Source organism: Pseudomonas sp. GW821-FHT03E01, from assembly GCF_059420765.1.
Genome location: NZ_JBWKUI010000013.1, coordinates 228,478 through 254,081, shown reverse-complemented (window position 1 = coordinate 254,081; position 25,604 = coordinate 228,478). Strand labels below are relative to the sequence as shown.

Here is a 25,604-nt window from a genome sequence, read left to right as displayed (position 1 = left end):
TTATTCTGGCGTCAATGAATGGATCCATTCGAGAAGGTTAAGGGACGACTTGTAATGGCTAAATCGGGCGCTTCCGACGAGAGCGCAGGACATTTCCTGATGTGGTGTAGAAAAATGCTCACAACGCCAAGGCGCTGTAGTCCGCAGAGAAAAAAGCCGAGAGCTAAACAGCAAGATCAAAAGATCGTCCGATCGCGGCCCGAGCCTTCGGCAGCTCCTATGGGATGAATGCCAATTCCGTGTAGGAGCTCCGATCTTTTGACGAAAAAAAACCCGGACACTGTCCGGGTTTTTATTGGATCGCTACGACGCTTTATTCAGCCGCCGGCGCTTCCGGCTTGCGACGTTTCAAAGGCGCCATGCCGTCCTTGCTGACCAGCGACAGGGCGTCGGTCTTCGGGCGGTTGGCGATTTTGCGCTTGGTCGGAGCCTTGGCGCCGGTTTTCTTCTTGTCGCCCTTGGCGTCGACCTTTTTCTTCTTCACGCCAACGGCTTTGCCCGAGGCCTTGACCTTTTTCGGTCCGCCGTAGGTGCCTTTGACTTCCTTGATGGTGCGGCGCTCGAAGCTCTGCTTGAGGTAGCGCTCGATGCTCGACATCAGGTTCCAGTCGCCGTGGCAGATCAGCGAGATGGCCAGGCCATCGTTGCCGGCGCGGCCGGTGCGACCGATGCGGTGAACGTATTCGTCGCCGCTGCGCGGCATGTCGAAGTTGATCACCAAGTCCAGGCCTTCCACGTCCAGACCGCGGGCGGCGACGTCGGTGGCCACGAGGATTTTCACCCCGCCCTGCTTCAGGCGGTCGATGGCCAGTTTGCGGTCTTTCTGGTCTTTCTCGCCGTGCAGGACGAACGCTTTGTATTCCTGTGCCACCAGGCGGCCGTAGATACGGTCGGCCATGGCCCGGGTGTTGGTGAACACGATGGCCTTCTGATAGGTCTCGTTGGCCAGCAGCCAGTTCACGATCTGTTCTTTGTGCTGGTTGTGGTCAGCGGTAATGATTTGCTGACGGGTGGTGTCGTTCAGCTGGCTGACCGCGTTGAGCTGCAAGTGCTCAGGGTTGTTCAGGACCTTGGCGATCATCTCGCGCAGGCCCGAACCGCCGGTGGTGGCGGAGAACAGCATGGTCTGCTGGCGGTTGGTGCACTCGTCCACCAGACGCTGCACGTCTTCGGCAAAGCCCATGTCGAGCATGCGGTCGGCTTCGTCGAGCACCAGCACTTCGACTTCCTTGAGGTCGAGGTTGCCGGCGTTCAGTTGCTCGATCATCCGGCCCGGCGTACCGATCAGGATGTCCGGCACCTTGCGCAGCATGGCGGCCTGGACCTTGAAGTCTTCACCGCCGGTAATCAAACCGGACTTGATGAAAGTGAACTGCGCGAAGCGCTCGACTTCCTTGATGGTTTGCTGGGCCAGCTCGCGGGTCGGCAGCAGGATCAGGGTCTTGATGCTGACGCGGACTTTGGCCGGGCCGATCAAGCGGTTGAGGATCGGCAAAACGAAGGCTGCGGTTTTGCCGCTGCCGGTTTGCGCTGTCACCCGCAGATCACGCCCTTGGAGCGCCAGCGGAATAGCCGCTGCTTGCACAGGCGTTGGCTCGACAAATTTAAGCTCGGCCACGGCTTTGAGCAGACGTTCGTGCAGGGCGAATTGGGAAAACACGGGTGCTACCTCGAAGAAATACAAAAAAACAGCTGCATAGGGTAACGGTTTCGAGCGCTAAGGCCGAGTTTCTTTATACAAACGGCTGCAAACAGTGGCTTTTTTGTTGCCTGATTTGTCTCAAAACGTCATCCGCAACCTCTTAAATGCTCTAATCGCCCCGTCGCGCCCTACAGAAGAAGCGTTTTCACTCATGGATATCAAACAGCTCTGGCTCAACGCCCAAGACCTCTGGGGTGCCCTTGATCAGCACCCGCTCCTGCATTCCACACTCGCGCTGATGTTGCTGCTGGTGGTGGCGCTGGTGCTCGGACGAGTGGCGCGTTACCTCATTCTTCATGCGACCAAAATGCTCGGCCGCCAGCCGGCGTTGCACTGGGTCAACGATTTTCGCCACAACAAAGTGTTTCATCGCCTGGCGCAAATGACGCCATCGCTGGTCATCCAGTTCGGCCTGCACCTGGTGCCGGAGTTGGGCAAGACCAGCATGAACTTCCTCGGCAACGTGGCGCTGGCGTTCACCATCCTGTTCCTGGTGCTGTCCATCAGCGCGTTGCTCAATGCCCTGCTGGACATCTATGCCCGCACCGAACACGCCCGCACCCGCTCGATCAAAGGCTATGTGCAACTGGCGAAAATGGTGTTGTTCGTGTTTGGCGCGATCATCATCGTCGCCACGTTGATCGACCGTTCGCCACTGTTGCTGCTGTCGGGTCTGGGCGCCATGTCGGCGGTGATTCTGTTGGTCTACAAGGACACCCTGTTGTCATTCGTCGCCAGCGTGCAACTGACCAGCAACGACATGCTGCGGGTCGGCGACTGGATCGAGATGCCGCAAGTCGGTGCCGACGGTGACGTGGTGGACATCACTTTGCACACGGTCAAGGTGCAGAATTTCGACAAGACAATTGTGTCGATCCCGACCTGGCGCCTGATGTCCGAGTCGTTCAAGAACTGGCGCGGCATGCAGCAGTCCGGAGGACGGCGGATCAAGCGCAGCCTGTTCATCGACGCCAGCGGCGTGCGGTTCATTCGCGATGATGAAGAGCAGAAACTGTCCCAGGTGCATTTGCTGACCGACTACATGAGCCGCAAGACAGCCGAGCTCAAGGCCTGGAACGAAGCCCAGGGCAACGTCGCGGCGATGGCGGCCAACCGTCGGCGGATGACCAACATCGGCACCTTCCGCGCCTATGCGCTGGCGTATCTGAAAAGTCACCCGGAGGTTCAGCAGAACATGACCTGCATGGTGCGGCAGATGCAGACGACGGCGCAGGGGATTCCGCTGGAAATCTATTGTTTCACCCGCACCACGGCGTGGGCGGATTACGAGCGGATTCAGGGGGATATTTTCGATTATCTGCTGGCGGTACTGCCGGAGTTCGGATTGAGTCTTTATCAGCAGCCGAGTGGCGGGGACTTAAGGGCCGGATTGCTTCCGGCCATGTTAGGCGCGAGCCACATTCCGGAGCCGGAAAAACACATCATGTAAACACCGCCCCTAAGCGAGGCTTGCCCGCGAAGGCGGAGTGTCAGTCAACATAGTTATCGACTGATACTCCGCCTTCGCGGGCAAGCCATGCTCCTACAAGGGTAACGGTGTTATTTGACCTGACGCTGCGGCGCCTTGTGCACCATGGTGTAGGCGTAATCCACGCCCATGCCATACGCGCCGCTGTGCTCCAGCACCAGTTCCATCACCGCCTCGTAAGTGTCTTTGTGTGCCCAGTCACGCTGGTATTCCAGCAGCACTTGTTGCCAGGTGACCGGCACCGCGCCTGCCTGAATCATCCGCTGCACCGACATGTCGTGAGCTTCTTTGGTGGTGCCGCCAGACGCGTCGGTCACGATGTACACCTCGTAGCCTTCAGCCAGGGCTTCCAGCGCCGGGAAGGTCAGGCAGACTTCAGTCCAGAGCGCGGCAATGATCAGCTTCTTGCGGCCGGTGGCTTTCACCGCGTCAACCAGCGCCTTGTCTTCCCAGGAGTTCATCGAGGTGCGCTCGATCGGCTTCTGCTCTGGGTGAACAGCCAGCAACTCCGGCCAGATGAAGCCGCTGAAGCTTTCGGTTTCAACTGAGGTGTAGATCGTCGGCACGTTGAAAATCTTCGCGGCCTTCGCCAGACCCACGGTGTTGTTCTTCAGGGTCTGACGGTCGATCGACTGCACGCCGAACGCCATTTGCGGCTGGTGGTCGATCAGGATCAGGGCGGAGTTGGTTGGGTTGAGCAATTCACGGTTAGACATGGCGCGTTCCTTTTGATGTCGATTTGTTTAATGAGTATTGGGTGAGTCACTTGCCTCAAGCTGTTTGCTTGCTGGCTTGGAAGTAACTTTACGGGCTAGATAAAAAAGGGACAATTCCCTAAAATCGAGAATAATTGATTCTAAAAAAGGGACAATCGTGGATCGGATCGAATGCATGCGCGCCTTTGTCGTGACGGTTGGCGAGAACGGCTTCGCAGCTGCCGCTCGCGCGATGGACGTGCCGCGATCAAAGGTGAGTAAACAGATTCAGGCGTTGGAGGAAGCAATCGGCGTGCAATTACTGCAGCGCACTACGCGCAGCCTGCACTTGACCGAGGCTGGCGCCGAGTATTTCGAGGCGGCGCGGGAGGTGTTGTCCGCGCTGGACGAGGCCGAGCAGCGCGCTCGAGACGGCATCGGCGAGCTACGTGGGGTGTTGCGGGTGAATGCGCCGATGTCGTTCGGCCTGCATCGCCTTGGACGGTTGATTCCGCTGTTCCATGAGCAGCATCCGAACATCGAGCTTCAACTGGTGCTCAGCGATCAACAGGTCGATCCAGTGCGTGGCGGCTTCGATGTGACGATTCGCATCGCCAGCATGCCAGACTCGACCATGATCGCCCGGCAACTGGCACCGGCACCGCGGATCATGGTGGCCTCCCCCGCCTATCTGGCGCGTGCAGGCATACCGCGGACCCCGCAAGACTTGCGCGCGCATCAATGCCTGAACTACGGGTATCTGCAAAGCGGCGTGAGCCTGCAGTTGTGCAATGGCAAGGAGACGCAACGGGTCAACGTTTCCGGCCCGTTGCACGCCAACAACGGCGACTTGCTCGCTCAGGCCGCCGAAGCCGGGATGGGCATCGCCCTGTTGCCTGATTTCATTGTGGAAGGCGCGTTGGCGGCAGGCCGCCTGGTGCCGGTGCTGTGCGAGTGGCAGGCACCAGCGATTACCATCAACGCGGTTTACCCTTCCTCGCGTCGCGTACCACAAAAGACCCGGGCGTTTATTGAGTTTATGGTGGCGCAGTTGGCGCCGAATTAACCCGGTTTAGTGTGCAATGACGGGTTGGCGTACACCCAACCGGCTGATCCACACCGCCGCCAGAATGACCGATCCACCCAACAACAACCGCCCCAACTCTTCATGCTGATTCCAGATCAGCAAATTGATCAGCAACCCCACCGGCACATGCAGGTTGTTCATCACCGCCAGCGTCCCGCCATTCACCAGGCACGCGCCCTTGTTCCACCAGTACAAGCCCAGCGCGGTCGAGACCAGGCCGAGGAACAGCAGCACGCCCCATTGCAGCGGCGCTTCAGGCAGGAAGTTCTGTTTGCCGAACAGCAGAAATGCCGGCAACGCCACCGCCAATGCGCCCAGATAGAAGTAGCCGAATCGCCGGTAATGCGGCAGATCGCTCGGATGGCGGGCCACCAGATGTTTATAGAGCACCTGCCCGGCGGCATAGGTGAAGTTGGCCAGTTGCAGCAACAAAAAGCCCATGAAGAAGTCCGGATTGATCCGTTCGTAGCGAATCACTGCCGCACCCGCCACGGCCACCAATGCCGCGATCAAGGCCCACGGATTGAAGCGCCGGTTCAGTGCGTCTTCGATCAGGGTCACGTGCAGCGGCGTGAGGATGGTGAACAGCAGCACTTCCGGCACCGTCAGCACGCGGAAGCTCAAATACAAACAGACATAGGTCACACCGAACTGCAGCGCGCCGATCAACAACATCCCGCGCATGAATGCCGGCTCGACCGAACGCCAGCGTGTCAGCGGAATGAACACCAGCCCCGCCAGCAGCACTCGCACAAGCACCGCGAAGTAGCTGTCGACATGACCGGCCAGGTACTCGCCGATCAAACTGAAGGAAAACGCCTGGATCAGCGTGACAAAAAGTAGATAGCCCATGCTCGCCTCGTTTTGAATGGCGGCGACGATAGCGGTTTTTGCCCGTTATCGCGAACGCTCAGCCAACAACAAGCCCGGTCCCACAGAATCATCAGCGCCCACTAAATCCCAGGCAAAAAAAAGCCCGATCTCGCTAAAGCGTTCAATCGGGCTAGAGCACTCAGGAGCAATAAGTGCAAAGGGAGGTTCGATGCGCGTGCAGGCTTGAAGGGTCGCGCCAGGTCACTAGACCATCCAGCGATTATCTGGCGATTAACGACTCAGGCGACCTGGGCCAGTTTGGCGTTGGCCTGGTTCAGGCCTTTCTCCTGGAAGTCGCCGCCCAGGTTCATGCCTTCGGCGTGAATGAACGTGACGTCGTGGATGCCGATGAAGCCCATGACCTGACGCAGGTAGGGTTCCTGGTGATCCGCGGTGCTGCCGGCGTAGATCCCGCCGCGAGCGGTCAGCACGTAGGCACGCTTGCCGCTGAGCAAACCTTGCGGGCCGGTTTCGGTGTATTTGAAGGTCACGCCGGCACGCAGCACATGGTCGAGCCAGGCTTTCAGGGTGCTCGGAATCGCGAAGTTGTACATGGGCGCTGCCATCACCAGCACGTCGGCGGCCAGCAGTTCGTCGGTCAATTGGTTGGAGCGTTCCAGCGAGGCCTGTTCGATCTCGTTGCGTTGTTCGACAGGTTTCATCCAGCCGCCCAGCAGGTTGATGTCCAGGTGCGGCACCGGGTTGACGGCCAGGTCACGGACGGTGATCTGGTCGGCCGGGTGTGCGGCTTTCCATTGGCTGATGAAGGTCTGGGTCAGCTGGCGGGAAACCGAGTCTTGCTGACGGGCGCTGCTTTCGATGATCAGAACGCGGGACATGGGATGTAGCCTCCATCTGAGAATGCTGTAGGTCGATGGAGTGAAGGTTAAACAGAGTCATATCGATGAAAAAGCGCAAATAACTGCTATAAAGCATCGATAAATTCGTTTATAAGCGAAGCATGCCCAGCCGACATGCTCCGCTTGAGGTCATTTCGGGGTGCAAGTCAGGTCGATACGCAGCTTGATGATGGTGCGGGTGAACTTGGCCGTGGCGTTTTTGTGTTTGCCGGCGGGTACGTCGATCTTGCGGGTGCGTGGCGCTTCCGGACCGTTATTGAAAACCACTTTGCAAGTGACGTCGGTGTCGCCGTAGTTGTTGACCTGAATGGAGCCGATGTCGGCGTCCGTGTCATAGGCGTTGTAGTCGACCTTCAAACCGTTGAGCTGTTTATTGACATCGATCGGATAGGCAAACGCAGTCAGAGGCAACATCGCCAACACCGCACACCCCGCCATCACACAACAGATTTTTTTCATTCGGCAGTCTCCAATAAGAGCTGCCAGCTTAGGACAAGAGGAGCTCAACATGAAAGCGCCCCGCGTGACCCTTGATCAATGGCGAACGTTGCAGGCCGTGGTCGATCACGGCGGTTTCGCCCAGGCCGCCGAAGTGCTGCACCGTTCGCAATCGTCGGTCAGCTACACCGTAGCGCGCATGCAGGACCAACTCGGCGTACCGCTGTTGCGCATCGATGGCCGCAAAGCGGTGCTCACCGAGGCCGGCGGCGTGCTGCTGCGCCGCTCCCGGCAACTGGTGAAACAGGCCAGCCAACTTGAAGACCTGGCCCACCACATGGAACAAGGCTGGGAAGCGGAAGTACGGCTGGTGGTCGACGCCGCGTACCCGAGCGCCCGCCTCGTCCGCGCCTTGACCGCGTTCATGCCGCAAAGTCGCGGTTGCCGGGTGCGGCTGCGTGAAGAAGTGTTATCGGGGGTGGAAGAAGTATTGCTCGAAGGCGTGGCCGATCTGGCCATTACCAGTTTCAGTATTCCCGGCTACCTGGGCGCGGAGCTGAGCGATGTCGAATTCATCGCGGTCGCCCACCCCGAACATGCCCTGCATCGTCTGAATCGCGAGCTGAGCTTCCAGGACCTGGAAAGCCAGATGCAAGTGGTGATCCGCGACTCCGGCCGTCAGCAACCGCGAGATGTCGGCTGGCTCGGTGCCGAACAGCGCTGGACCGTTGGCAGCCTGGCCACTGCCGCGACCTTCGTCAGCAGCGGTCTGGGCTTCGCCTGGCTACCCCGGCACATGATCGAGCGCGAACTCAAGGAAGGCACGCTCAAAGTGCTACCGTTGGATCAGGGCGGAAGCCGCAACCCGAGTTTCTATCTGTATTCGAACAAGGACAAACCCTTGGGCCCGGCCACGCAGATTCTCATCGAACTGCTGCGCACCTTTGACACCGCGCCGCTGGATGCGCCCTTCGCCGCACCCGAACAAGCCTGACACGGAGTGTACCCATGGCCTATTTCGAACATGAAGGTTGCAACCTGCACTATGAGGAATATGGTCACGGCACCCCGTTGCTGCTGGTTCACGGGTTGGGCTCCAGCACCCTGGACTGGGAAATGCAGATCCCGGCGCTCGCCGCCCACCATCGGGTGATCGTGCCGGATGTGCGCGGCCACGGGCGCTCCGACAAACCCCGCGAGCGCTACAGCATCGCCGGGTTCAGCGCCGACCTGATCGCGCTGATCGAACACTTGAACCTTGGCCCTGCACATCTTGTGGGGCTTTCGATGGGTGGCATGATCGCTTTTCAACTGGCGGTGGACCAGCCGCAACTGCTCAAGAGCCTGTGCATCGTCAACAGCGCGCCCGAGGTCAAACGGCGCAGCCGCAACGATTATTGGCAGTGGTTCAAACGCTGGAGCCTGATGCGCGTACTGAGCATGGGCACCATCGGCAAGGCTCTGGGCGCCAAACTGTTTCCCAAGCCGGAACAAGCTTCGTTACGACAAAAAATAGCGGCGCGCTGGGCAAAAAACGACAAACATGCTTATCTCGCCAGCTTCGATGCCATCGTTGGCTGGGGGGTTCAGGAACGACTTTCCAGGGTTTCGTGTCCAACCCTCGTCGTCAGCGCCGACCGTGACTACACCCCGGTCGCGCTGAAAGAAACCTATGTAAAACTGCTGCCCGATGCGCGGCTGGTGGTGATCGCCGATTCGCGCCACGCCACCCCGCTGGATCAACCCGAACGCTTCAACCAAACGCTGCTCGAGTTTCTCACCGCAGTCGACACCACCACTCAGGATCACTGACCCATGCTGAAAAAAATCGCCCTCGTCGCCGGCTCCGTTCTGTTTGCCGCCAACCTGATGGCCGCTACGCCGGCCAAGGCACCCCACGTGCTGCTGGAGACCACCAACGGCCAGATCGAAATCGAACTGGACCCGGTCAAGGCGCCGATCAGTACCAAGAACTTCCTTGAGTACGTCGACAGTGGCTTCTACAACAACACGATTTTTCACCGTGTGATTCCAGGTTTCATGGCTCAGGGCGGTGGTTTCACTGCACAGATGCAACAGAAGGAAACCAAGGCACCGATCAAAAACGAAGCCAGCAACGGCCTGCATAACGTGCGTGGCACGCTGTCGATGGCGCGTACTTCAAACCCGGATTCGGCCACCAGCCAGTTCTTCATCAACGTGGCCGATAACGCCTTCCTCGATCCGGGTCGCGACGCCGGTTACGCCGTCTTCGCCAAAGTGGTCAAGGGCATGGACGTGGTGGACATCATCGTCAACTCTCAGACCACCACCAAACAAGGCATGCAGAACGTGCCTGTCGACCCGGTGCTGATCAAGTCGGCCAAGCGCATCGACTGAGTACACCGGCAGTCTTGAGCGGTGGCCGGTCGATATCCGGCGCCGCTCATATCGTTTAAAGGAGAGCCCGTACACGGGCGGAGAACCGATGCTTTATCGCCGTTTCGAAAAACTGATCGACATTTTCCGCGACGCCCCGACGGCGGCTCCACCGAGTCGGGTTCTCTCCTTCTATACCTACTACCTCAAGCAGGTCTGGCCAATCTTCGCCGTTTTGTTGGTCGTCGGCCTGTTCGGCGCGCTGATCGAAGTGGCGCTGTTCAGTTACCTGAGTCGCATCATCGACCTGACCCAGAGCACATCCAACGTCGACTTCTTCAAGGTCCACGGCGTGGAATTGGCCTGGATGGCGGCGGTGGCGCTGATTCTGCGCCCCTTGTTCCTCGCCCTGCATGACATGCTGGTGCACCAGACCTTGAGTCCCGGCATGACCAGCCTGATCCGCTGGCAGAACCACAGTTACGTGCTCAAACAGAGCCTGAATTTCTTCCAGAACGACTTCGCCGGGCGCATCGCCCAACGCATCATGCAAACCGGCAACTCCCTGCGCGATTCTGCCGTGCAAGCGGTGGATGCGCTGTGGCACGTGCTGATCTATGCGATCAGCTCGCTGGTGCTGTTCGCCGAAGCCGACTGGCGACTGATGATCCCGCTGCTGATCTGGATCGCCGCCTACATCGGCGCGCTCTACTACTTCGTGCCGCGGGTGAAAGAGCGTTCGGTGGTGTCCTCCGATGCGCGCTCCAAACTCATGGGGCGGATCGTCGACGGCTACACCAACATCACTACCCTCAAGCTGTTCGCCCACACCAACTTCGAACAGCAGTACGCCCGCGAAGCCATTGCGGAACAGACCGAAAAAGCCCAACTGGCCGGCCGTGTGGTCACCAGCATGGACGTGGTCATCACCAGCATGAACGGCCTCTTGATCGTCGGCACCACCGGGCTGGCCCTGTGGCTGTGGACGCAGTCGCTGATCAGCGTGGGCGCGATTGCCTTGGCCACCGGGCTGGTGATCCGCATCGTCAACATGTCCGGCTGGATCATGTGGGTGGTCAACGGCATTTTTGAAAACATCGGCATGGTCCAGGACGGTTTGCAGACCATCGCCCAACCGGTCAGCGTCACCGACCGCGAACAGGCAAAACCCTTGGCAGTGGCCCGTGGCGAGGTGCGTTTCGAACACGTCGATTTCCACTACGGCAAGAAGAGCGGGATCATCGGCGGCCTCAACCTGACCATTAAGCCCGGCGAAAAAATCGGCCTGATCGGCCCCTCCGGCGCCGGCAAATCGACGTTGGTCAACCTGCTGCTGCGCCTGTATGACGTGCAGGGCGGGCGGATCCTCATCGACGGCCAGAACATCGCCGAAGTCGGGCAAGAAAGCCTGCGCGAACGCATCGGCATGATCACCCAGGACACCTCACTGCTGCACCGCTCGATCCGCGACAATCTGCTGTATGGCAAACCCGACGCCACCGACGCCGAACTCTGGGAAGCGGTGCACAAGGCCCGTGCCGACGAGTTCATCCCGCTGCTGTCGGACTCCGAAGGCCGCACCGGTTTCGATGCCCATGTCGGTGAGCGCGGGGTGAAACTCTCCGGTGGCCAGCGTCAGCGGATTGCCATCGCCCGGGTGCTGCTCAAGGACGCGCCGATCCTGATCATGGACGAAGCGACCTCGGCACTGGACTCGGAAGTCGAAGCAGCAATCCAGGAAAGCCTCGAAACCCTGATGCAGGGCAAAACCGTGATCGCCATCGCTCACCGTCTCTCGACCATTGCCCGGATGGACCGGTTGGTGGTGCTGGAAAACGGCAAGATCGCCGAAACCGGCAGCCACGCCGAACTGCTGGCCCATGGCGGTTTGTATGCACGGTTATGGCAACACCAGACCGGCGGGTTTGTCGGGATCGATTAAGCCGCGATCTTGGCGCCATCAGCCACACAGAAGAACACCAGAAACCGCCAGAGCCCGCTAACCACGGGCTCTGGCGGTTTTTTATGGTCACTGGAATTCCGTAAAAATCCTGCTGTACTCAGCCAAGGTACTGGAGGTTCCGTAGTCCATCTGCTGGATGCACAACGACAGTGTTATCTCGATAGGGAAACTCGCTATGTCTTTGTTCAAACGTTCGGCTACAGAATTGGTAGGTACGTTCTGGCTGGTATTGGGAGGGTGCGGCAGTGCGGTCCTGGCGGCAGCGTTTCCAAACGTGGGGATCGGTTTACTGGGGGTGTCCCTGGCATTCGGTTTGACGGTACTGACGATGGCCTTCGCCATCGGCCACATCTCGGGTTGTCATCTCAACCCTGCGGTTTCAGTCGGACTGGTCGTCGGCGGACGCTTCCCTGCCAAAGAACTGCCCGCCTACATCATCGCCCAGGTGATTGGCGGGATCATCGCAGCGGCCTTGCTGTACTTCATCGCCAGTGGCAAACCCGGCTTCGAACTGGCCAGCGGCCTGGCGTCCAATGGCTATGGCGAACACTCGCCAGGCGGCTACTCGATGGCGGCGGGGTTTGTCAGTGAACTGGTGATGACCGCCATGTTCATCCTGATCATTCTCGGCGCCACCGATAAACGCGCCCCGGCCGGGCTGGCGCCCATCGCCATCGGCCTGGCGCTGACCCTGATCCATCTGATCTCGATTCCGGTCACCAACACCTCGGTCAACCCGGCCCGCAGTACCGGACCGGCGCTTATTGTCGGGGGCTGGGCGATTCAACAGCTATGGCTATTCTGGCTGGCGCCGATTCTGGGGGCGGTCATCGGTGGTGTGATGTACCGCTGGCTGGGCAAAGAAGACAGTTAATCTGCGCGACTGAGCCTGCAATCAACGGCGAAGATCAACCTTGTCGGTAAGGCAAGGCGGTCTTCGCCTCTTCTGCATACCCCAGCACCCCGACGCGTTCGCGTTCGAGGAAGTCTTTCACCGCCGACTTCAAGCCCGGATGGCGCAGGTAATGCCAGGAATGGGTGATCACCGGTTCAAAGCCGCGAATCAGTTTGTGTTCGCCCTGGGCGCCGGCGTCGAAACGCTGAAAGCCGTTGGCAATGGCGTAATCCATACCCTGATAGAAACAGGTCTCGAAGTGCAGGCGATCGAACTCCGCCAGGCAACCCCAGTAACGGCCATAAAAGCTGTCGCCGCCGACCAGGCTGAAGGCCATGGCCACCGGCCGTGAACCTTGTTTGGCCAGCACCACGCGAATCGACTCCGGCATGCGCTCGGCCAGCAGACTGAAAAATTCCCGCGTCAGGTAAGGCGTCTGCCGACGCACCGCGTAGGTATTGGCGTAGCAGGCGTACACAAAGTCCCACTGCGCCTGGGTCAGCTGCCGGCCTTCCAGCCATTCGAAGTCGATGCCCTGCCCCGCCACTTGCTCACGCTCCTTGCGCATTTGCTTGCGCTTACGCGAACTGAGGGCGTCGAGAAAGTCCTGAAAATCCCGGTAATCACGATTCTGCCAGTGGTACTGACAGCCAATGCGCTGCAACCAGCCTGGCTGTTCGGCCAATGCAGCGTCGGTGAACGGATCGGTGAAATTGATGTGGGCACTGGAAAGTTTTTCTATCTCCAGATAACCCGGCAGGCTCTGCAAGAGCTCGAAACCGTCCTCGATCGTCGCCGCCAGCAATCGCGGCCCGCTGACCGGACTGAACGGCACCGCCGTCAACAGTTTGGGGTAGTAGTCGATGCCCGCACGCTCACAGGCATCGGCCCAGGCATGGTCGAACACGTATTCGCCGTAGGAGTGCCATTTGCGGTAACTGGGCAGCGCGGCGATCAGGCGCTCGCCTTCGACATGCAGCAGATGCTCGGGCTGCCAGCCGGAATGCGGGCCCAGGCTGCCGCTGTCTTCCAGTGAACCGAGGAACGCGTGGCGCAGAAACGGCTGATTCTCCGGCACCAGGGCATCCCAGGTACGGGCTGCGATTTGCGACAGTGTATGCAGACGTTGCAGCGGCATTTTCCTCTCCACATCTTGGCGTGACAGCTCCGCGAGTATCGCCGATCGCAGGGCGATCCACACGCGTCAATCCGATACAAGGCTCTGAATCGGGCATTTCGGAAACGTTTGTATCGTCATCGACCTGCCATCACTTCGCCACTGACCTGTCATAAACCATCGCGATACTGGCGCCTGTTTTTAGAGCGTCGGGTTCTACCCGGCCACTGTTTTCCGACCTTCAACTGTCGGTTGTGTCCAGGATGGTTCAGCCATCCCTCTCATCTTCGGAGATTGCTATGCGTCTTGCTTCCACGAAAACTGCGGCGGCCTTGTGTGGTGGCCTGCTGCTGGCCATGAGTGTTCCAGCCAGTGCCGCAGTCGACGCCAAACTGCTCGACATGCTCAAGGCTAACGGTTCTATTTCCCAGGCGCAGTACGTTGAACTGCAAGCCGAACTGGCCAAGGATCAGAAGGCCCAGCAAATCGCGCAGCAGGCGCAGCAAGAGACCAACGAACAAATAGCGGTCGCCGCGAAGAAAGCCAACGAGTTGAGCGCCTTCGACCAGAAGCTGGCCTGGGCCGCCAAGACCCAGTTCAAGGGCGACGTTCGCGTACGCCAGGAAACGGTCAAGATCGACGGCGAACCCAACAACGGTGGCCGTGACAAGGATCGTCAACGCATCCGCGCCCGTCTGGGTGCCTACAGCGAAATCAACCCGCAAGTGGACACCGGCATCCGCATTGCCACCGGCGGCGGTGACGATGCTCGCTCGACCAACCAGGACATGGACAACTACTTCGACAAGAAGCAGATCTGGCTGGATCTGGGCTACATCGACTACCACCCGGACGCCATCAAAAACCTGCATGTGATCGGCGGCAAGATGCTGCAACCGTGGGTCAGCATGGGTGATGTGATCTGGGACAGTGATATCAACCCGGAAGGTCTGGCAGTGACCTACAAATACCCGCTGGGCAGCAGTGCCGAACTGTTCGGTAGCCTGGGCAACTACAACCTCAAGGACAACGTCGACGGCGAAGGCGTGCAATTTCGTCACGACCTGCGTCTGACCGCCGGCCAGTTGGGCAGCCGTTTCGCCATCACCGACAACCTGAAACTGACCGTCGGCGGCAGCGTCTATGCCTACCAGAACGACGAAGACAGCCGTTGCACCGGCACCTCCACACCGTGCGCCCTGGCCGTCAACGGCAACTCGGCCAACAACGAGTTCCGCCTGTACGAAGGCTTCAGCCAGATCGATATCGGCGGCCTGCCGATGCCGCTGTCGTTCTACGGCCAATACGTGAAGAACAACGATGCCGTGACCGATCAGGACACTGCCTGGCTAGTCGGTGCCAAATCGAAAGTCTTCGGTTTCAACCTCGACTACAACTACCGCGACGTGCAGCGTAACGCCGTGGTCGGCGCCTTCACCGACTCGGACTTCGCCAACGGCACCACCGGTTCTCGCGGTCACAAGTTCAAAGTCGGTTACGACATCGACAAGAACTTCGCCCTCGGTGCCACTTACTTCCTGACTAAAGCCGACTTCTCCAGCCGTACCCAGCGTGATGCCAACACCAACACGCTGCAACTGGACGCGGAAGCGAAGTTCTAAGCTGCGAAGCCACACACTTCAAACGATGCGGTTTACATACGGTCGTGTCGTTTGAAGAGGTTCAACAGTCTGGCGCGGGGCAACGATCCCCATCATCCGTTCGTTTCACCCGCGCCGGCCTGTGCTTTCCTTCAGGAACGATCTTTACGCCGCTGCGCCGCCAGCCGCTCGGCCAGCGCCTCCACATCCTCGACCGGCTTCTGCGGCATCACCCGCAAGGTCGCCTGCATCAACCGCATCTGCCGAATGAATCGCCGACAATTGGGGCAAAACATCAAGTGATGCCGCATCATCAGACGCTCGCGAAAACTCAACTGGCCATCGAGATAATCACTGGAGCGCGCCACTTGTTCCTTACAGGTCAGCATTCGCCGGTTTCCTCAAAATGTTCTACGGTCGCAAAGACCTTCAACCGTGCCCGATGCAGCAGCACACGAACATTGGAGAGCGAGATTTCCAGAAGATTACAGATCTCCTCCAACTCCAGCCCCTGTCGCTCGCGCAACAGTAAAACACTGCTTTGCAGTTCCGACAGGCTGAGCAGCGTGTGCTCCAGGCATTCGCGCAGTTCGCTTTCAGTCAACAGCGCCTCTGGCGTGTCCTGATGCCAGGCAAACGGCGCCACCAGCCAATGACCATCGCTCGATGAAAAACGATCATCATCGATCGTGCCATGGGGCGACGGCAGGTCATCGAGCAACACTTCCCGGCGGTTTTGCTTGTAGCGGCTCTTGGCCGAGTTGGCGGTGATAGTCAGCAGCCAGGTCTTGAGGCTCGAACGTCCCTCGAATCCGCTCAGGTTACGCACAACCGATAGCCAGGCATCCTGAACGATTTCGTCGGCATGCCGGTTGCCCACAATAGCGTAGGCCACCGCACGCATGGCGCTCTGATAAGTGCTGACCAACTCTTTGAAAGCCTTTTGTTCACCTGCCAGCAAGCGCTCAAGCAGTTGCGCGTCGTCAGCCGCCATTAACAACCCCCTTGTTCTGACCTCGAAAATGAAAACAGCAGGACTTCGCCTGTAGGCATCGTCCTGCTGGAATTTCCGAAAATTACAGCCTTCCGACTATTTCGAATGTAGGAAAAGTCATCACAAGCCAGAGGAAAGAACAACAACCCCTTCGATCAACGTTTGCGCAATATCACGCTGCCAATCGAATAACCGGCGCCGAACGAACTGAGCACAGCCAGCGAACCGCTGACCAGATCGTCCTGATTCTTGTGGAACGAAATCACCGAACCGGCGGAGCTGGTGTTGGCGTAGGTGTCGAGAATCACCGGGGCTTCTGCTTCAGTGGCTTCGCGGCCCAGCAGCTTCTTGACGATCAGGTGGTTCATGCTGAGGTTGGCCTGGTGCAGCCAGAAACGCTTCACGTCACTGACGTTGAGCTGGTTTTCTTCCAGGTGCGTGGCGATCAGCTCGGCAACCATCGGGCAGACATCGCGGAACACCTTGCGGCCTTCCTGGACGAACAGCTTGTCGGGGGCACCGATGCCCTCTTCCGCGGCGCGGTTGAGGAAGCCGAAGTTGTTGCGGATGTTGTTGGAGAACTTGGTCAGCAGTTTGGTGCTGACCACGTCGAACTGGTACTTGGAGGTCGCCAGATCGGCGCGCTCGATGATCACCGCAGTGGCGGCGTCGCCGAAGATGAAGTGGCTGTCGCGGTCACGGAAATTCAGGTGACCGGTGCAGACTTCCGGGTTAACCATCAGGATCGCCCGGGCCTGGCCCAGTTGCACACTGTTGGCGGCGGCCTGGATACCGAAGGTTGCCGAGGAGCACGCCACGTTCATGTCGTAACCGAAACCCTGGATACCCAGCGCTTCCTGAACTTCGATGGCGATGGCCGGGTAGGCGCGTTGCAGGTTGGAGCAGGCGACGATTACACCGTCGATGTCAGCGGCGGTCTTGCCGGCACGCTGCAAGGCTTGCTCGGCCGCGCCAATGGCCATCTGGCACAGCACCGACCACTCGTCGTTGGAGCGCTCGGGCAAGCGTGGCGCCATGCGTTGCGGGTCGAGGATGCCCTCTTTGTCCATGACAAAGCGGCTTTTGATGCCGGAGGCTTTTTCGATAAACGCTGCGCTGGATTCGGTCAATGCCTGGATTTCGCCGCGCTCAATGGCCTCGGCGTTGTCGGCGTTGAACTGCGCGACGTAAGCGTTGAAAGACTGCACCAGCTCTTCGTTGGAGATGCTGTTGGCCGGGGTGTACAAGCCGGTGCCGCTGATGACGACGTTATGCATGGTCGTTTCTCTAATCCGTTCAGGCAGAAAGCGCTGGCACCGACGTACCAACACACAAAGGGTCTATTCCAGGTTCCGGACGCAAACCTGGCATCGCTTTATTCCGATCCGCCTGGGCCCGTGGAGGCTGAAAACCGCGGGGCCGGCGTTTATAGGCGCGAAGTTTGCCATAAACGCTGGCTTTTGGCGCCTTTTGCTGAGTCGAACTCATACCCGCTCCCACAGGGTTCAGGGCTCGACTTGTGTCCATTGCTTGCTCAAGCGCTTGTCGGAGATCGGCACCTTGGTTCCCAATTGCTGTGCGAACAGCGAAACCCGGTATTCCTCCAGCCACCAGCGATAAAGCTCCAGCTGCGGATCGCGCTTGCCTTCCTGGGCGTGTTTGTTGGCGCGGGTCTGGTATTGGGTCCAAAGGCCAGACAATTCTCCGCTCCAGACCCGGTCCTTCTGCACCTGAGCACCGAGTTTCTCGAAACGCTGCTCGACTGCTTTCAGGTAACGCGGCAGTTCCTTGAGCCACGGCATCGGCGTTTCCCGCACGAACCCCGGGTACACCAGATGGCTGAGCTGCTGCTTGATGTCGTTCAAGGCCACGGCTTGCGCCAGGTCGATCTTGCCCTTGAAGCGTTTTTGCAGGCCGTGCCAGTGCTTGAGAATCTCCAGGGTCAGCCTGGCCAGACGCTCGGCGTGCTCGGTCCAGGCACCGCGTTTACGTTCGGCCAGGGACGCCAGTGCGGCACCATCGCGTGGCAACGGGTCTTCGCCGTCGAGGATGCAACTGTCCAGACTGGCCAGCAGAATGTCTTCCACCAGGCTGTCGATGCGCCCCAGCTCGCGGTACATCAGGCCCAACTCGGTCAGCCCCGGCAACTTGCCGCGCAAGAACTTCGCCGGCTCCGCCAGTTGTTGCATCAGCAAGCGCTGCAAGGCCCGGCGATGCTGGAACTCGGCTTCGGCCGGGGTCGAGAAACGTCCTTCCTTGACCGTCCCGGCCTCTTCCACCAGCGCCGGATACACCGTCATCGACAGTCCGGCGATCTTCTGCTGGGTTTTCTCGGCGACGGCGGCAAAGACTTTCGCCTCCACCGGTTGCTGGCTTTTCGCGGTTTGCGGCACGGCCAAGGCGGCCTGGCTGGCCTCGGCAAAGCGTGCGGTCAACTCCGCCAGATCACGCCCTTCGCCAAGGAACTTGCCCTGGCCGTCGACGATTTCCAGGTTCATCCGCAAATGGCTTTCGACCTGCTGCGACGCTTCGGCCCAGGCCTCATCGCTGACCCTCGCGCCGGTCATGCGCAATAACTCGCGGCCCAGCGCCAGAGGCAATGAGCCCTCGCCGAAAGTCATGCGCTGCATCGCGGCTTTGACGAAATCCGGCACCGGCACGAAATTCTTGCGCAGGGCCTTGGGCAGGTTGCGCACCAGCGCAATGCACTTGGCCTCGATCACGCCTGGCACCAGCCATTCCAGGCGTTCCGGCGGCAGCATCGGCAACAACGGCGCCGGTACGCGCAAGGTCACGCCGTCACGTGGGTGATTGGGTTCGAAATGATAACTGAGCGCCAGCTCCAGATCGCCGATGTGCAGGGTGTCCGGGTAATGCGCGGCGGTGACTTCACTGGCTTCGCGGGCCAGCACGTCCTCTTCGCGCATGATCAGCAGCTGCGGGTCTTTCTGGCTGTTGATCCGGTACCAACTGTCGAAGGTCGCGGTCTGGTGGATCTCCGCCGGCAAGCGCGCATCGTAGAAGGCGAACAGGGTTTCTTCGTCGGCCAGAATGTCTCGGCGACGCGCCTTGGCTTCCAGTTCGTCGAGCTGTTCCAGCAGTTGCTTGTTGGCCGTCAGGCACTTGGCTTTGGATTGAATCTCGCCACGCACCAAGGCTTCGCGAATAAACAATTCGCGGGACACCACCGGGTCGACCGGCCCGTAATGCACCGGCCGGCGTCCGACTACGATCAGCCCGAACAGGGTGATTTGCTCGAAGGCCACGACCTGCCCACGCCTCTTCTCCCAATGAGGTTCGAAGTGGTTTTTCTTGATCAGGTGCCCGGCCAGCGGCTCGATCCAGTCGGCGTCGATCTTGGCGACCATCCGCGCGTACAGCTTGGTGGTTTCCACCAGTTCGGCGGTCATCAGCCATTGCGGGCGTTTCTTGCCCAGTCCCGACGACGGGTGAATCCAGAAGCGTCGCTGACGGGCACCGAGGTAATCGCCATCTTCGGTTTTCTGGCCGATCTGGCTGAGCAACCCCGACAGCACGGCTTTGTGCAGCTTAGGGTAATCCGCCGGCTCTTTGTTGAGGCTCAGCTGCATGTCGCGGCAGATCAGGCTCAACTGGCGATGGGAATCGCGCCACTCGCGCAGGCGCAGGTAATTGAGGAAGTTCTTGCGGCACCAGTTACGCAGCGGACTGGCCGTCAGTGCCTGGCGCTGTTCTTCAAAACCCCGCCACAGATTGACCAGCCCGGCGAAGTCCGAGTCCACGTCTTTCCACTGGGCGTGGGCCTGATCGGCGGCTTGCTGACGCTCCGGCGGACGCTCGCGCGGGTCCTGGATCGACATGGCGCTGGCGACAATCAGCACTTCCTGCAAGCTGCCGAGTTTGGCCGCTTCCAGCAGCATTCGGCCCATGCGCGGGTCCACCGGCAGCCGCGCCAGTTGCCGGCCGAGCGGGGTCAGCTGGCTGTTGCGGTCCACCGCCGAGAGTTCTTGCAGCAGGTTGAAACCGTCGCTGATGGCCTTGCCGTCCGGCGGTTCGATAAACGGGAAATCAGTGATCTCGCCGAGGCGCAGATGGAGCATCTGCAGAATCACCGCCGCGAGGTTGGTCCGCAGGATTTCCGGGTCGGTGAATTCCGGCCGACCGATGAAATCTTCTTCGCTGTACAAGCGCACGCAAATACCCGGCTCGACCCGCCCGCAGCGACCTTTACGCTGGTTGGCACTGGCCTGGGAAATCGCTTCGATCGGCAAACGCTGGACCTTGGCGCGGTAGCTGTAACGACTGATGCGCGCGGTGCCGCTGTCGATCACGTAACGAATGCCCGGCACCGTCAGAGAGGTTTCCGCAACGTTGGTCGCCAGAACCACTCGACGCCCCGGATGCGACTGGAAAATCCGCTGCTGCTCGGCCGGCGACAGCCGTGCGTACAACGGCAGAATCTCGGTGTGCTTGAGCTGTGCCTTGCGCAGCATGTCCGCCGCGTCGCGAATCTCGCGCTCGCCGGGCAGGAACACCAGCACGTCGCCGGGGCTCTTGCGCTCACTGCGTTCGAACGCGGCGATTTCGTCGAGGGTGGCTAGGATCGCCTGATCCACGGTCAGGTCATCCTCGACACGGTTGCCCTCCTCGTCCTGCTCCAGGGTCAGCGGGCGATACCAGGTTTCCACCGGGAAGGTGCGGCCGGAGACTTCGACAATCGGCGCATCGTCGAAGTGCTTGGAGAAGCGCTCCAGGTCGATGGTGGCCGAGGTGATGATGACTTTCAGGTCTGGACGACGGGGCAGCAGGGTTTTCAGGTAACCGAGCAGGAAGTCGATGTTCAGGCTGCGTTCGTGGGCTTCGTCGACGATGATCGTGTCGTAGCGCTCGAGGTAGCGGTCGTTCTGGGTTTCCGCCAGCAGGATGCCGTCGGTCATCAGTTTGATCAGGGTGTTGGCATCGCTCTGGTCCTCGAACCGCACCTGATAGCCCACCAGCGCACCCAACGGTGTCGCCAACTCTTCAGCGACCCGGCTCGCCACGCTGCGGGCGGCGATTCGACGCGGCTGGGTATGGCCGATCAGGCCGTGCTGGCCGCGGCCGATTTCCAGGCAGATCTTCGGCAACTGGGTGGTTTTACCCGAACCGGTTTCGCCGGCAATGATCAGCACCTGATGTTTGAGCAACGCCGCTTTGATTTCGTCGCGCTTGGCGGCGATCGGCAGGCTGTCGTCGTAGCGAATCACCGGCAGGCTGGCGCGCCGCGCCAACACCTGATCACAGGACGCCTGTGTGCGCGTCACCCACTGGGCCAGCTTGGCCTCGTCAGGTTTCTTGCGCAGCTCAAGCAACTGCCGCCGCAGCCGGTGGCGGTCGGCGAGCATGGCGTGATCGAGGTTTTTCAGCAGTTTGTCGATGGAAGGCGATTCGTCAGTCATCAGGTACGCAAAAGTCGTCTAGTGGCGCAGGAGGCGGATTGTCGCAGATTTGGGCTGCTGAGTGACGCGCTTTTGTGGCGAGGGAGCTTGCTCCCGTTCGGCTGCGAAGCAGTCGTAAACCTGTCATCGCGGCTGTCTGAATCTGCGCGATGAATGGTTTTGGGGTCGCTTCGCAACCCAGCGGGAGCAAGCTCCCTCGCCACAGTGTGTTCGCTCAGACGAGTTATTCGTTATCCAGCCCCTTGCGCCGATACGGAAACACATCAATCACCTTCCCCGCCCGAATTGCTTCCTGCAGCCCCTTCCAGTAATCGGCGTTGTACAGCTCGCCGTGCAACTGATCGAACAACTTTCGCTGCCCGGAATCGGCAAACAGGAACGGTGGAAACTCCTCGGGGAACACGTCCAGTGGCCCGATCGAGTACCACGGTTCGGAGGCCATTTCGTCTTCCGGCGTGCGCGGTTGCGGGATGTGGCGGAAGTTGGCTTCGGTCAGGAAGCAAATTTCGTCGTAGTCATAGAACACCACGCGACCGTGACGGGTGACGCCAAAGTTTTTCAACAGCATGTCGCCGGGGAAAATGTTCGCCGCCGCCAGTTGCTTGATCGCCAGGCCATAATCTTCCAGCGCCTCGCGCACCTGCGCTTCGTTGGCGTGTTCCAGATAAAGGTTCAACGGCGTCATCCGGCGTTCGGTCCAGCAGTGACGGATCAGCACCGTATCGCCTTCCACCGACACCGTGGACGGCGCCACTTCAAGCAGTTCTTCCAGGCATGCCGGCTCAAACTTGCTCAGGGGGAAACGGAAGTCGGCGAACTCCTGGGTGTCGGCCATGCGCCCGACCCGGTCGACGCTTTTTACCAGGCGATACTTTTCGATCACCGTGGCACGGTCGACGTTTTTCGACGGTGAGAAGCGGTCCTTGATGATTTTGAATACGGTGTTGAAGCCCGGCAGCGTAAACACGCTCATGACCATCCCGCGCACGCCGGGGGCCATGATGAACTGGTCGTCGGTGTTGGCCAGGTGATTGATCAGCGCCCGGTAGAACTCGGACTTGCCATGCTTGTAGAAGCCGATCGAGGTGTACAGCTCGGCGATGTGTTTGCCTGGCAGGATGCGTTTGAGAAAGCCGATGAACTCCGCCGGTACCGGCACATCGACCATGAAGTACGAACGGGTGAAGGAGAAGATGATCGACACCTCCGCCTCGTCGGTGATCAGTGCATCGATCTGGATGCCCCGCCCTTCGCGGTGCAGCAGCGGAATCACCAGTGGCCATTGATCGTCCTGGGTGAAGATGCGCCCCACCAGATAGGCACCTTTGTTGCGGTAAAGCACCGAGGAAAACAGCTCGACACTCAGTTCCGGGTCCTTGCAGACCCAGTCCGGCAGGTTCTCGCGCAATTGCGCTTCGAGGCGGCGCAGGTCGCCGGGCAAATCGGCGTAATCCTCGCTGAAGCGATAGTCGGTAAAAATACTCGCGAGCATGCCGGACAACTGGCCATGGGGCTTGTAGGTGCGGGTTTGCGCCGCCCGGGCGCGGCGCAGGCTTGGCCGCGTGGTGTGGATGAACATGCAGCCGTCGCTGATCAGGTCGTGGCTGAACAGCCCGCAGAAAATCGAGTTGTACCAGGTCTCGGACAGCTCATCGTCGAAGCGCAGGTCGATCAGGCTGATATAGGCGCTTTTGACCAACGGCCAGCTGCTGACGTCCATCAGCACATCGGCGGCGAACGACTGATGCAGGCGCCCGACCGTTTCGCCGACTTTCTCTTCGTAGAGGTTGATCCGCGCCGCCGACGCGACTTGTGTCGCCTGCCACTGGGCTTGCTCGAAGCGGCCTCGGGCACCGTCGGTGATCTGACGGAAATGCTCGCGGTAATCGTCAAAGCCATCGAGGATCATTCGGGCGATGTCGGCGGCTGGCCATTGCTGCGGCATGGTGAAACCTCTGCGGCTGTTCTTATCGTTGGAGCTTGAGCTTAGTGGCCCCGTGTGACGCAACGCAACCATTGCCTTGTACCCCGACTGGCGCGACACTTGCGCGCCAATCAAGGAAGGAAAGTGCTGTGAACCCCGTCGATATCCTGCGTTTGTTGTCACTTGCCGCCATTTGGGGGGCGAGCTTTCTGTTCATGCGCATTATCGCCCCAGTGATTGGCACAATCCCCACTGCCTTTTTCCGTGTATCGATTGCCGCTGTCGGGCTGCTGGTGATCGTCGGGCTGCTGCGTATCAGCTGGGATTTCAAAGGCAAACTCAAGACGGTGATGCTGCTCGGAGTGATCAACTCAGGGGTTCCGGCGACGCTCTATTCCGTGGCCGCGCAAGTGCTGCCGGCGGGCTATTCGGCGATTTTCAACGCCACCACGCCCTTGATGGGCGTGTTGATCGGCGGGTTGTTCTTCAGTGAAAAACTCACCGGAGCGAAGGTCTGCGGGGTGTTTCTCGGACTGTTTGGCGTCGGCATCCTCACCCGTGCAGGTCCGGTGGCGTTCGATATGCAACTGCTGATGGGCGCACTGGCGTGCCTGATGGCTACCACCTGTTATGGCTTTGCCGGCTTCCTCGCCCGCCGCTGGCTCGACCAGGCCGGCGGCCTCGACAGTCGCCTGTCGGCCCTGGGCAGCATGCTCGGCGCCACCTTGTTTTTGCTGCCGCTGTTCGGCTACAGCATGATCAGCCAGCCACCGGCGAGCTGGGGCGGCTGGAGTGTCTGGTTGTCGTTGCTGGGATTGGGCTTGGGCTGCACCGCGTTTGCCTACATCGTTTACTTCCGTTTGCTCAGCTCGATCGGCCCGGTGAAGTCGATGACCGTGACCTTCATGATTCCACCGTTCGGGGTGTTGTGGGGCGCGCTGTTGCTGGATGAGCCGCTGTCGATGGCGCACCTCTATGGCGGAGTGTTGATTGCGGCGGCGTTGTGGCTGGTGTTGAAGCCGGCAGTGGTGAAGCCGGTTGAGGTGGTTGCCCGATAAAACGCCTTCGCAGGCAAGTCGGATCACTTACAAGGCCCGGAGCTCATGAGCAAGCGCGCATAAAAAAACCGCTCCCAAGGAGCGGTTTTTTTATTCCATGGTCGGCCTCAACCGAACAACCAATACCCCAACAACGTCAACACCACCACCGCCAGCACCGGTCGCAGCACGCGATAGGCCTTGGGGTTGCGGCGCTTCCACTGCTTGACCATACCGCTGAATTTGTCGCTGAAAGTCTTGCTCCAGGCATAAGCCTGGTTAATCCCACCAACGCGCTCATCGTCAAGGTTCTGCGGCGCAGTAGCACGCCCCAGCCAGCCGCTGATCCAGCGGTTGATGCGGGTCATCAGGCGGTTGCTCAAGGGACGTTCGATGTCGCAGAACAGGATGACGCGGGTTTGCTCGGTTTCGTTCTTGACCCAGTGCACGTAGGTTTCATCGAACATCACGTCTTCGCCATCACGCCAGGCGTAGACCTGACCGTCGACGAAGATGCGGCAATCATCGGAGTTCGGCGTCGACAACCCCAGGTGATAACGCAGGGAACCGGCGAACGGGTCGCGGTGCGGGTTGAGGTGGCTACCGCCCGGCAACAGCGCAAACATCGCGCCTTTCACATTGGGGATGCGGCTGACCAGCTCGACGGTTTTCGGGCAGAGCAATTCAGCCGATGGCAGCGGTTTGTCGTACCACTTGAGGTAGAAACGCTTCCAGCCCTTCTTGAAGAACGAACCGAAACCGGCGTCGTTGTTCTTTTCGGCGGCGCGAATGTAGCCCTCGTCGAACAGGTGCATGGCTTCGTCGCGGATAACTTCCCAGTTGTCCCTGAGCACGTCGAGCTCCGGGAACTTGCTGCGGTCCAGATAGGGTTTGGACGGCACACCGGAGAACAGGTACATCAAGGCGTTATAGGGCGCGAACAGGGCCGAGTGATTGACGAACTGACGCAGGACCGGCAAACGCGCCTTGCCACGCAAATGCACATAGAGCGTGCTGCCGAGGAACAGCAGCAACACCGACGCCTTCGCGACAAAGGAAAAGCTCATCTACGACTCCTTGAGAATAGGAAACTCCGCACAACGCCTTTTACCCGACGTGGCAGTCGGCCATGATAAACACTACCGGCCTCGGGA

The 25,604-nt window shown here is 59.8% G+C and carries 21 protein-coding genes; 9 read left to right on the top strand and 12 right to left on the bottom strand.

Annotated elements, in window-relative coordinates:
- Positions 1-313: 313 nt before the first annotated feature.
- The gene (locus tag AC07VO_RS22505; RefSeq protein WP_007934066.1) at positions 314-1,660 is read right to left on the bottom strand and encodes a DEAD/DEAH box helicase; all 1,347 of its coding nucleotides are present in this window, start codon (positions 1,658-1,660) and stop codon (positions 314-316) included.
- Between the two features lie 193 nt (positions 1,661-1,853).
- Here AC07VO_RS22505 and AC07VO_RS22500 point away from each other — a divergent pair, with 193 nt between their 5' ends.
- On the top strand, positions 1,854-3,152 hold the full coding sequence (locus AC07VO_RS22500; protein ID WP_018926727.1) for a mechanosensitive ion channel family protein: 1,299 nt from the start codon (positions 1,854-1,856) through the stop codon (positions 3,150-3,152).
- 110 nt (positions 3,153-3,262) lie between these two features.
- On the opposite strand, the gene AC07VO_RS22495 is transcribed toward AC07VO_RS22500, so the two are convergent.
- Positions 3,263-3,907, bottom strand: coding sequence for a hydrolase (locus AC07VO_RS22495; protein ID WP_007934054.1), 645 nt, complete (start codon positions 3,905-3,907; stop codon positions 3,263-3,265).
- A 157-nt stretch (positions 3,908-4,064) separates the two neighbouring features.
- Here AC07VO_RS22495 and AC07VO_RS22490 point away from each other — a divergent pair, with 157 nt between their 5' ends.
- Positions 4,065-4,952, top strand: coding sequence for a LysR family transcriptional regulator (locus AC07VO_RS22490; protein WP_026286472.1), 888 nt, complete (start codon positions 4,065-4,067; stop codon positions 4,950-4,952).
- A gap of 6 nt (positions 4,953-4,958) precedes the next feature.
- On the opposite strand, the gene AC07VO_RS22485 is transcribed toward AC07VO_RS22490, so the two are convergent.
- The 3 genes from AC07VO_RS22485 to AC07VO_RS22475 form a co-directional block, all read right to left on the bottom strand.
- Positions 4,959-5,825, bottom strand: coding sequence for a carboxylate/amino acid/amine transporter (locus AC07VO_RS22485; protein WP_086944854.1), 867 nt, complete (start codon positions 5,823-5,825; stop codon positions 4,959-4,961).
- 260 nt (positions 5,826-6,085) lie between these two features.
- Positions 6,086-6,685 carry an FMN-dependent NADH-azoreductase gene (locus tag AC07VO_RS22480; RefSeq protein ID WP_019580787.1) on the bottom strand — a complete coding sequence of 200 codons (600 nt, stop codon included), beginning with the start codon at positions 6,683-6,685 and terminating at the stop codon, positions 6,086-6,088.
- A 150-nt stretch (positions 6,686-6,835) separates the two neighbouring features.
- Positions 6,836-7,165: a hypothetical protein gene (locus tag AC07VO_RS22475; RefSeq protein WP_007934049.1), complete on the bottom strand. Its 330-nt coding sequence runs from the start codon at positions 7,163-7,165 to the stop codon at positions 6,836-6,838.
- Between the two features lie 49 nt (positions 7,166-7,214).
- Between AC07VO_RS22475 and AC07VO_RS22470 the strand changes: the two genes are divergently transcribed.
- From AC07VO_RS22470 to aqpZ, 5 genes are all read left to right on the top strand, one after another.
- Positions 7,215-8,138 (top strand): PA3225 family LysR-type transcriptional regulator, encoded by a 924-nt coding sequence (locus AC07VO_RS22470; RefSeq protein ID WP_018926731.1) that lies wholly within the window; start codon positions 7,215-7,217, stop codon positions 8,136-8,138.
- Between the two features lie 14 nt (positions 8,139-8,152).
- Positions 8,153-8,956: an alpha/beta fold hydrolase gene (locus tag AC07VO_RS22465; protein ID WP_028939359.1), complete on the top strand. Its 804-nt coding sequence runs from the start codon at positions 8,153-8,155 to the stop codon at positions 8,954-8,956.
- A 3-nt stretch (positions 8,957-8,959) separates the two neighbouring features.
- Positions 8,960-9,523: a peptidylprolyl isomerase A gene (locus AC07VO_RS22460; protein ID WP_007934039.1), complete on the top strand. Its 564-nt coding sequence runs from the start codon at positions 8,960-8,962 to the stop codon at positions 9,521-9,523.
- Positions 9,524-9,611: 88 nt separating this feature from the next.
- On the top strand, positions 9,612-11,444 hold the full coding sequence (locus AC07VO_RS22455; RefSeq protein ID WP_086944852.1) for an ABC transporter ATP-binding protein: 1,833 nt from the start codon (positions 9,612-9,614) through the stop codon (positions 11,442-11,444).
- A gap of 196 nt (positions 11,445-11,640) precedes the next feature.
- A complete protein-coding gene (aqpZ, locus tag AC07VO_RS22450; RefSeq protein ID WP_018926734.1) occupies positions 11,641-12,339 on the top strand; it encodes an aquaporin Z in 699 nt (232 codons plus the stop codon).
- Positions 12,340-12,373: 34 nt separating this feature from the next.
- On the opposite strand, the gene AC07VO_RS22445 is transcribed toward aqpZ, so the two are convergent.
- Positions 12,374-13,498, bottom strand: coding sequence for a GNAT family N-acetyltransferase (locus tag AC07VO_RS22445; RefSeq protein ID WP_018926735.1), 1,125 nt, complete (start codon positions 13,496-13,498; stop codon positions 12,374-12,376).
- A 278-nt stretch (positions 13,499-13,776) separates the two neighbouring features.
- Here AC07VO_RS22445 and AC07VO_RS22440 point away from each other — a divergent pair, with 278 nt between their 5' ends.
- The gene (locus AC07VO_RS22440; RefSeq protein WP_018926736.1) at positions 13,777-15,099 is read left to right on the top strand and encodes a putative porin; all 1,323 of its coding nucleotides are present in this window, start codon (positions 13,777-13,779) and stop codon (positions 15,097-15,099) included.
- Between the two features lie 131 nt (positions 15,100-15,230).
- On the opposite strand, the gene AC07VO_RS22435 is transcribed toward AC07VO_RS22440, so the two are convergent.
- The 5 genes from AC07VO_RS22435 to aceK form a co-directional block, all read right to left on the bottom strand.
- Positions 15,231-15,467: an anti-sigma factor family protein gene (locus tag AC07VO_RS22435; protein ID WP_007934080.1), complete on the bottom strand. Its 237-nt coding sequence runs from the start codon at positions 15,465-15,467 to the stop codon at positions 15,231-15,233.
- Positions 15,461-16,072: an RNA polymerase sigma factor gene (locus AC07VO_RS22430; protein WP_064619655.1), complete on the bottom strand. Its 612-nt coding sequence runs from the start codon at positions 16,070-16,072 to the stop codon at positions 15,461-15,463. Before AC07VO_RS22430 ends, AC07VO_RS22435 begins: the two co-directional genes overlap by 7 nt.
- A 155-nt stretch (positions 16,073-16,227) precedes the next feature.
- On the bottom strand, positions 16,228-17,349 hold the full coding sequence (locus tag AC07VO_RS22425; protein ID WP_019648021.1) for a beta-ketoacyl-ACP synthase III: 1,122 nt from the start codon (positions 17,347-17,349) through the stop codon (positions 16,228-16,230).
- A 228-nt stretch (positions 17,350-17,577) separates the two neighbouring features.
- Complete coding sequence (hrpA, locus tag AC07VO_RS22420; RefSeq protein ID WP_018926739.1) at positions 17,578-21,489, bottom strand: ATP-dependent RNA helicase HrpA; 3,912 nt, start codon at positions 21,487-21,489, stop codon at positions 17,578-17,580.
- A 223-nt stretch (positions 21,490-21,712) separates the two neighbouring features.
- Positions 21,713-23,434, bottom strand: coding sequence for a bifunctional isocitrate dehydrogenase kinase/phosphatase (gene aceK / locus AC07VO_RS22415; RefSeq protein WP_086944851.1), 1,722 nt, complete (start codon positions 23,432-23,434; stop codon positions 21,713-21,715).
- 128 nt (positions 23,435-23,562) lie between these two features.
- Between aceK and AC07VO_RS22410 the strand changes: the two genes are divergently transcribed.
- Entirely contained in the window at positions 23,563-24,471 is a 909-nt protein-coding gene (locus AC07VO_RS22410) for a DMT family transporter (protein ID WP_086944850.1), read from the top strand.
- Positions 24,472-24,578: 107 nt separating this feature from the next.
- On the opposite strand, the gene AC07VO_RS22405 is transcribed toward AC07VO_RS22410, so the two are convergent.
- A complete protein-coding gene (locus AC07VO_RS22405) occupies positions 24,579-25,517 on the bottom strand; it encodes an aspartyl/asparaginyl beta-hydroxylase domain-containing protein (protein WP_018926742.1) in 939 nt (312 codons plus the stop codon).
- Positions 25,518-25,604 lie beyond the last annotated feature (87 nt).

Coding starts and splice junctions, on each gene's coding strand:
- AC07VO_RS22500 (WP_018926727.1), top strand. CDS start 1,854: ATGGATATCAAACAGCTCTGGCTCAACGCCCAAGACCTCTGGGGTGCC.
- AC07VO_RS22495 (WP_007934054.1), bottom strand. CDS start 3,907: ATGTCTAACCGTGAATTGCTCAACCCAACCAACTCCGCCCTGATCCTG.
- AC07VO_RS22485 (WP_086944854.1), bottom strand. CDS start 5,825: ATGGGCTATCTACTTTTTGTCACGCTGATCCAGGCGTTTTCCTTCAGT.
- AC07VO_RS22480 (WP_019580787.1), bottom strand. CDS start 6,685: ATGTCCCGCGTTCTGATCATCGAAAGCAGCGCCCGTCAGCAAGACTCG.
- AC07VO_RS22475 (WP_007934049.1), bottom strand. CDS start 7,165: ATGAAAAAAATCTGTTGTGTGATGGCGGGGTGTGCGGTGTTGGCGATG.
- AC07VO_RS22470 (WP_018926731.1), top strand. CDS start 7,215: ATGAAAGCGCCCCGCGTGACCCTTGATCAATGGCGAACGTTGCAGGCC.
- AC07VO_RS22465 (WP_028939359.1), top strand. CDS start 8,153: ATGGCCTATTTCGAACATGAAGGTTGCAACCTGCACTATGAGGAATAT.
- AC07VO_RS22460 (WP_007934039.1), top strand. CDS start 8,960: ATGCTGAAAAAAATCGCCCTCGTCGCCGGCTCCGTTCTGTTTGCCGCC.
- AC07VO_RS22455 (WP_086944852.1), top strand. CDS start 9,612: ATGCTTTATCGCCGTTTCGAAAAACTGATCGACATTTTCCGCGACGCC.
- aqpZ (WP_018926734.1), top strand. CDS start 11,641: ATGTCTTTGTTCAAACGTTCGGCTACAGAATTGGTAGGTACGTTCTGG.
- AC07VO_RS22445 (WP_018926735.1), bottom strand. CDS start 13,498: ATGCCGCTGCAACGTCTGCATACACTGTCGCAAATCGCAGCCCGTACC.
- AC07VO_RS22440 (WP_018926736.1), top strand. CDS start 13,777: ATGCGTCTTGCTTCCACGAAAACTGCGGCGGCCTTGTGTGGTGGCCTG.
- AC07VO_RS22435 (WP_007934080.1), bottom strand. CDS start 15,467: ATGCTGACCTGTAAGGAACAAGTGGCGCGCTCCAGTGATTATCTCGAT.
- AC07VO_RS22430 (WP_064619655.1), bottom strand. CDS start 16,072: ATGGCGGCTGACGACGCGCAACTGCTTGAGCGCTTGCTGGCAGGTGAA.
- AC07VO_RS22425 (WP_019648021.1), bottom strand. CDS start 17,349: ATGCATAACGTCGTCATCAGCGGCACCGGCTTGTACACCCCGGCCAAC.
- hrpA (WP_018926739.1), bottom strand. CDS start 21,489: ATGACTGACGAATCGCCTTCCATCGACAAACTGCTGAAAAACCTCGAT.
- aceK (WP_086944851.1), bottom strand. CDS start 23,434: ATGCCGCAGCAATGGCCAGCCGCCGACATCGCCCGAATGATCCTCGAT.
- AC07VO_RS22405 (WP_018926742.1), bottom strand. CDS start 25,517: ATGAGCTTTTCCTTTGTCGCGAAGGCGTCGGTGTTGCTGCTGTTCCTC.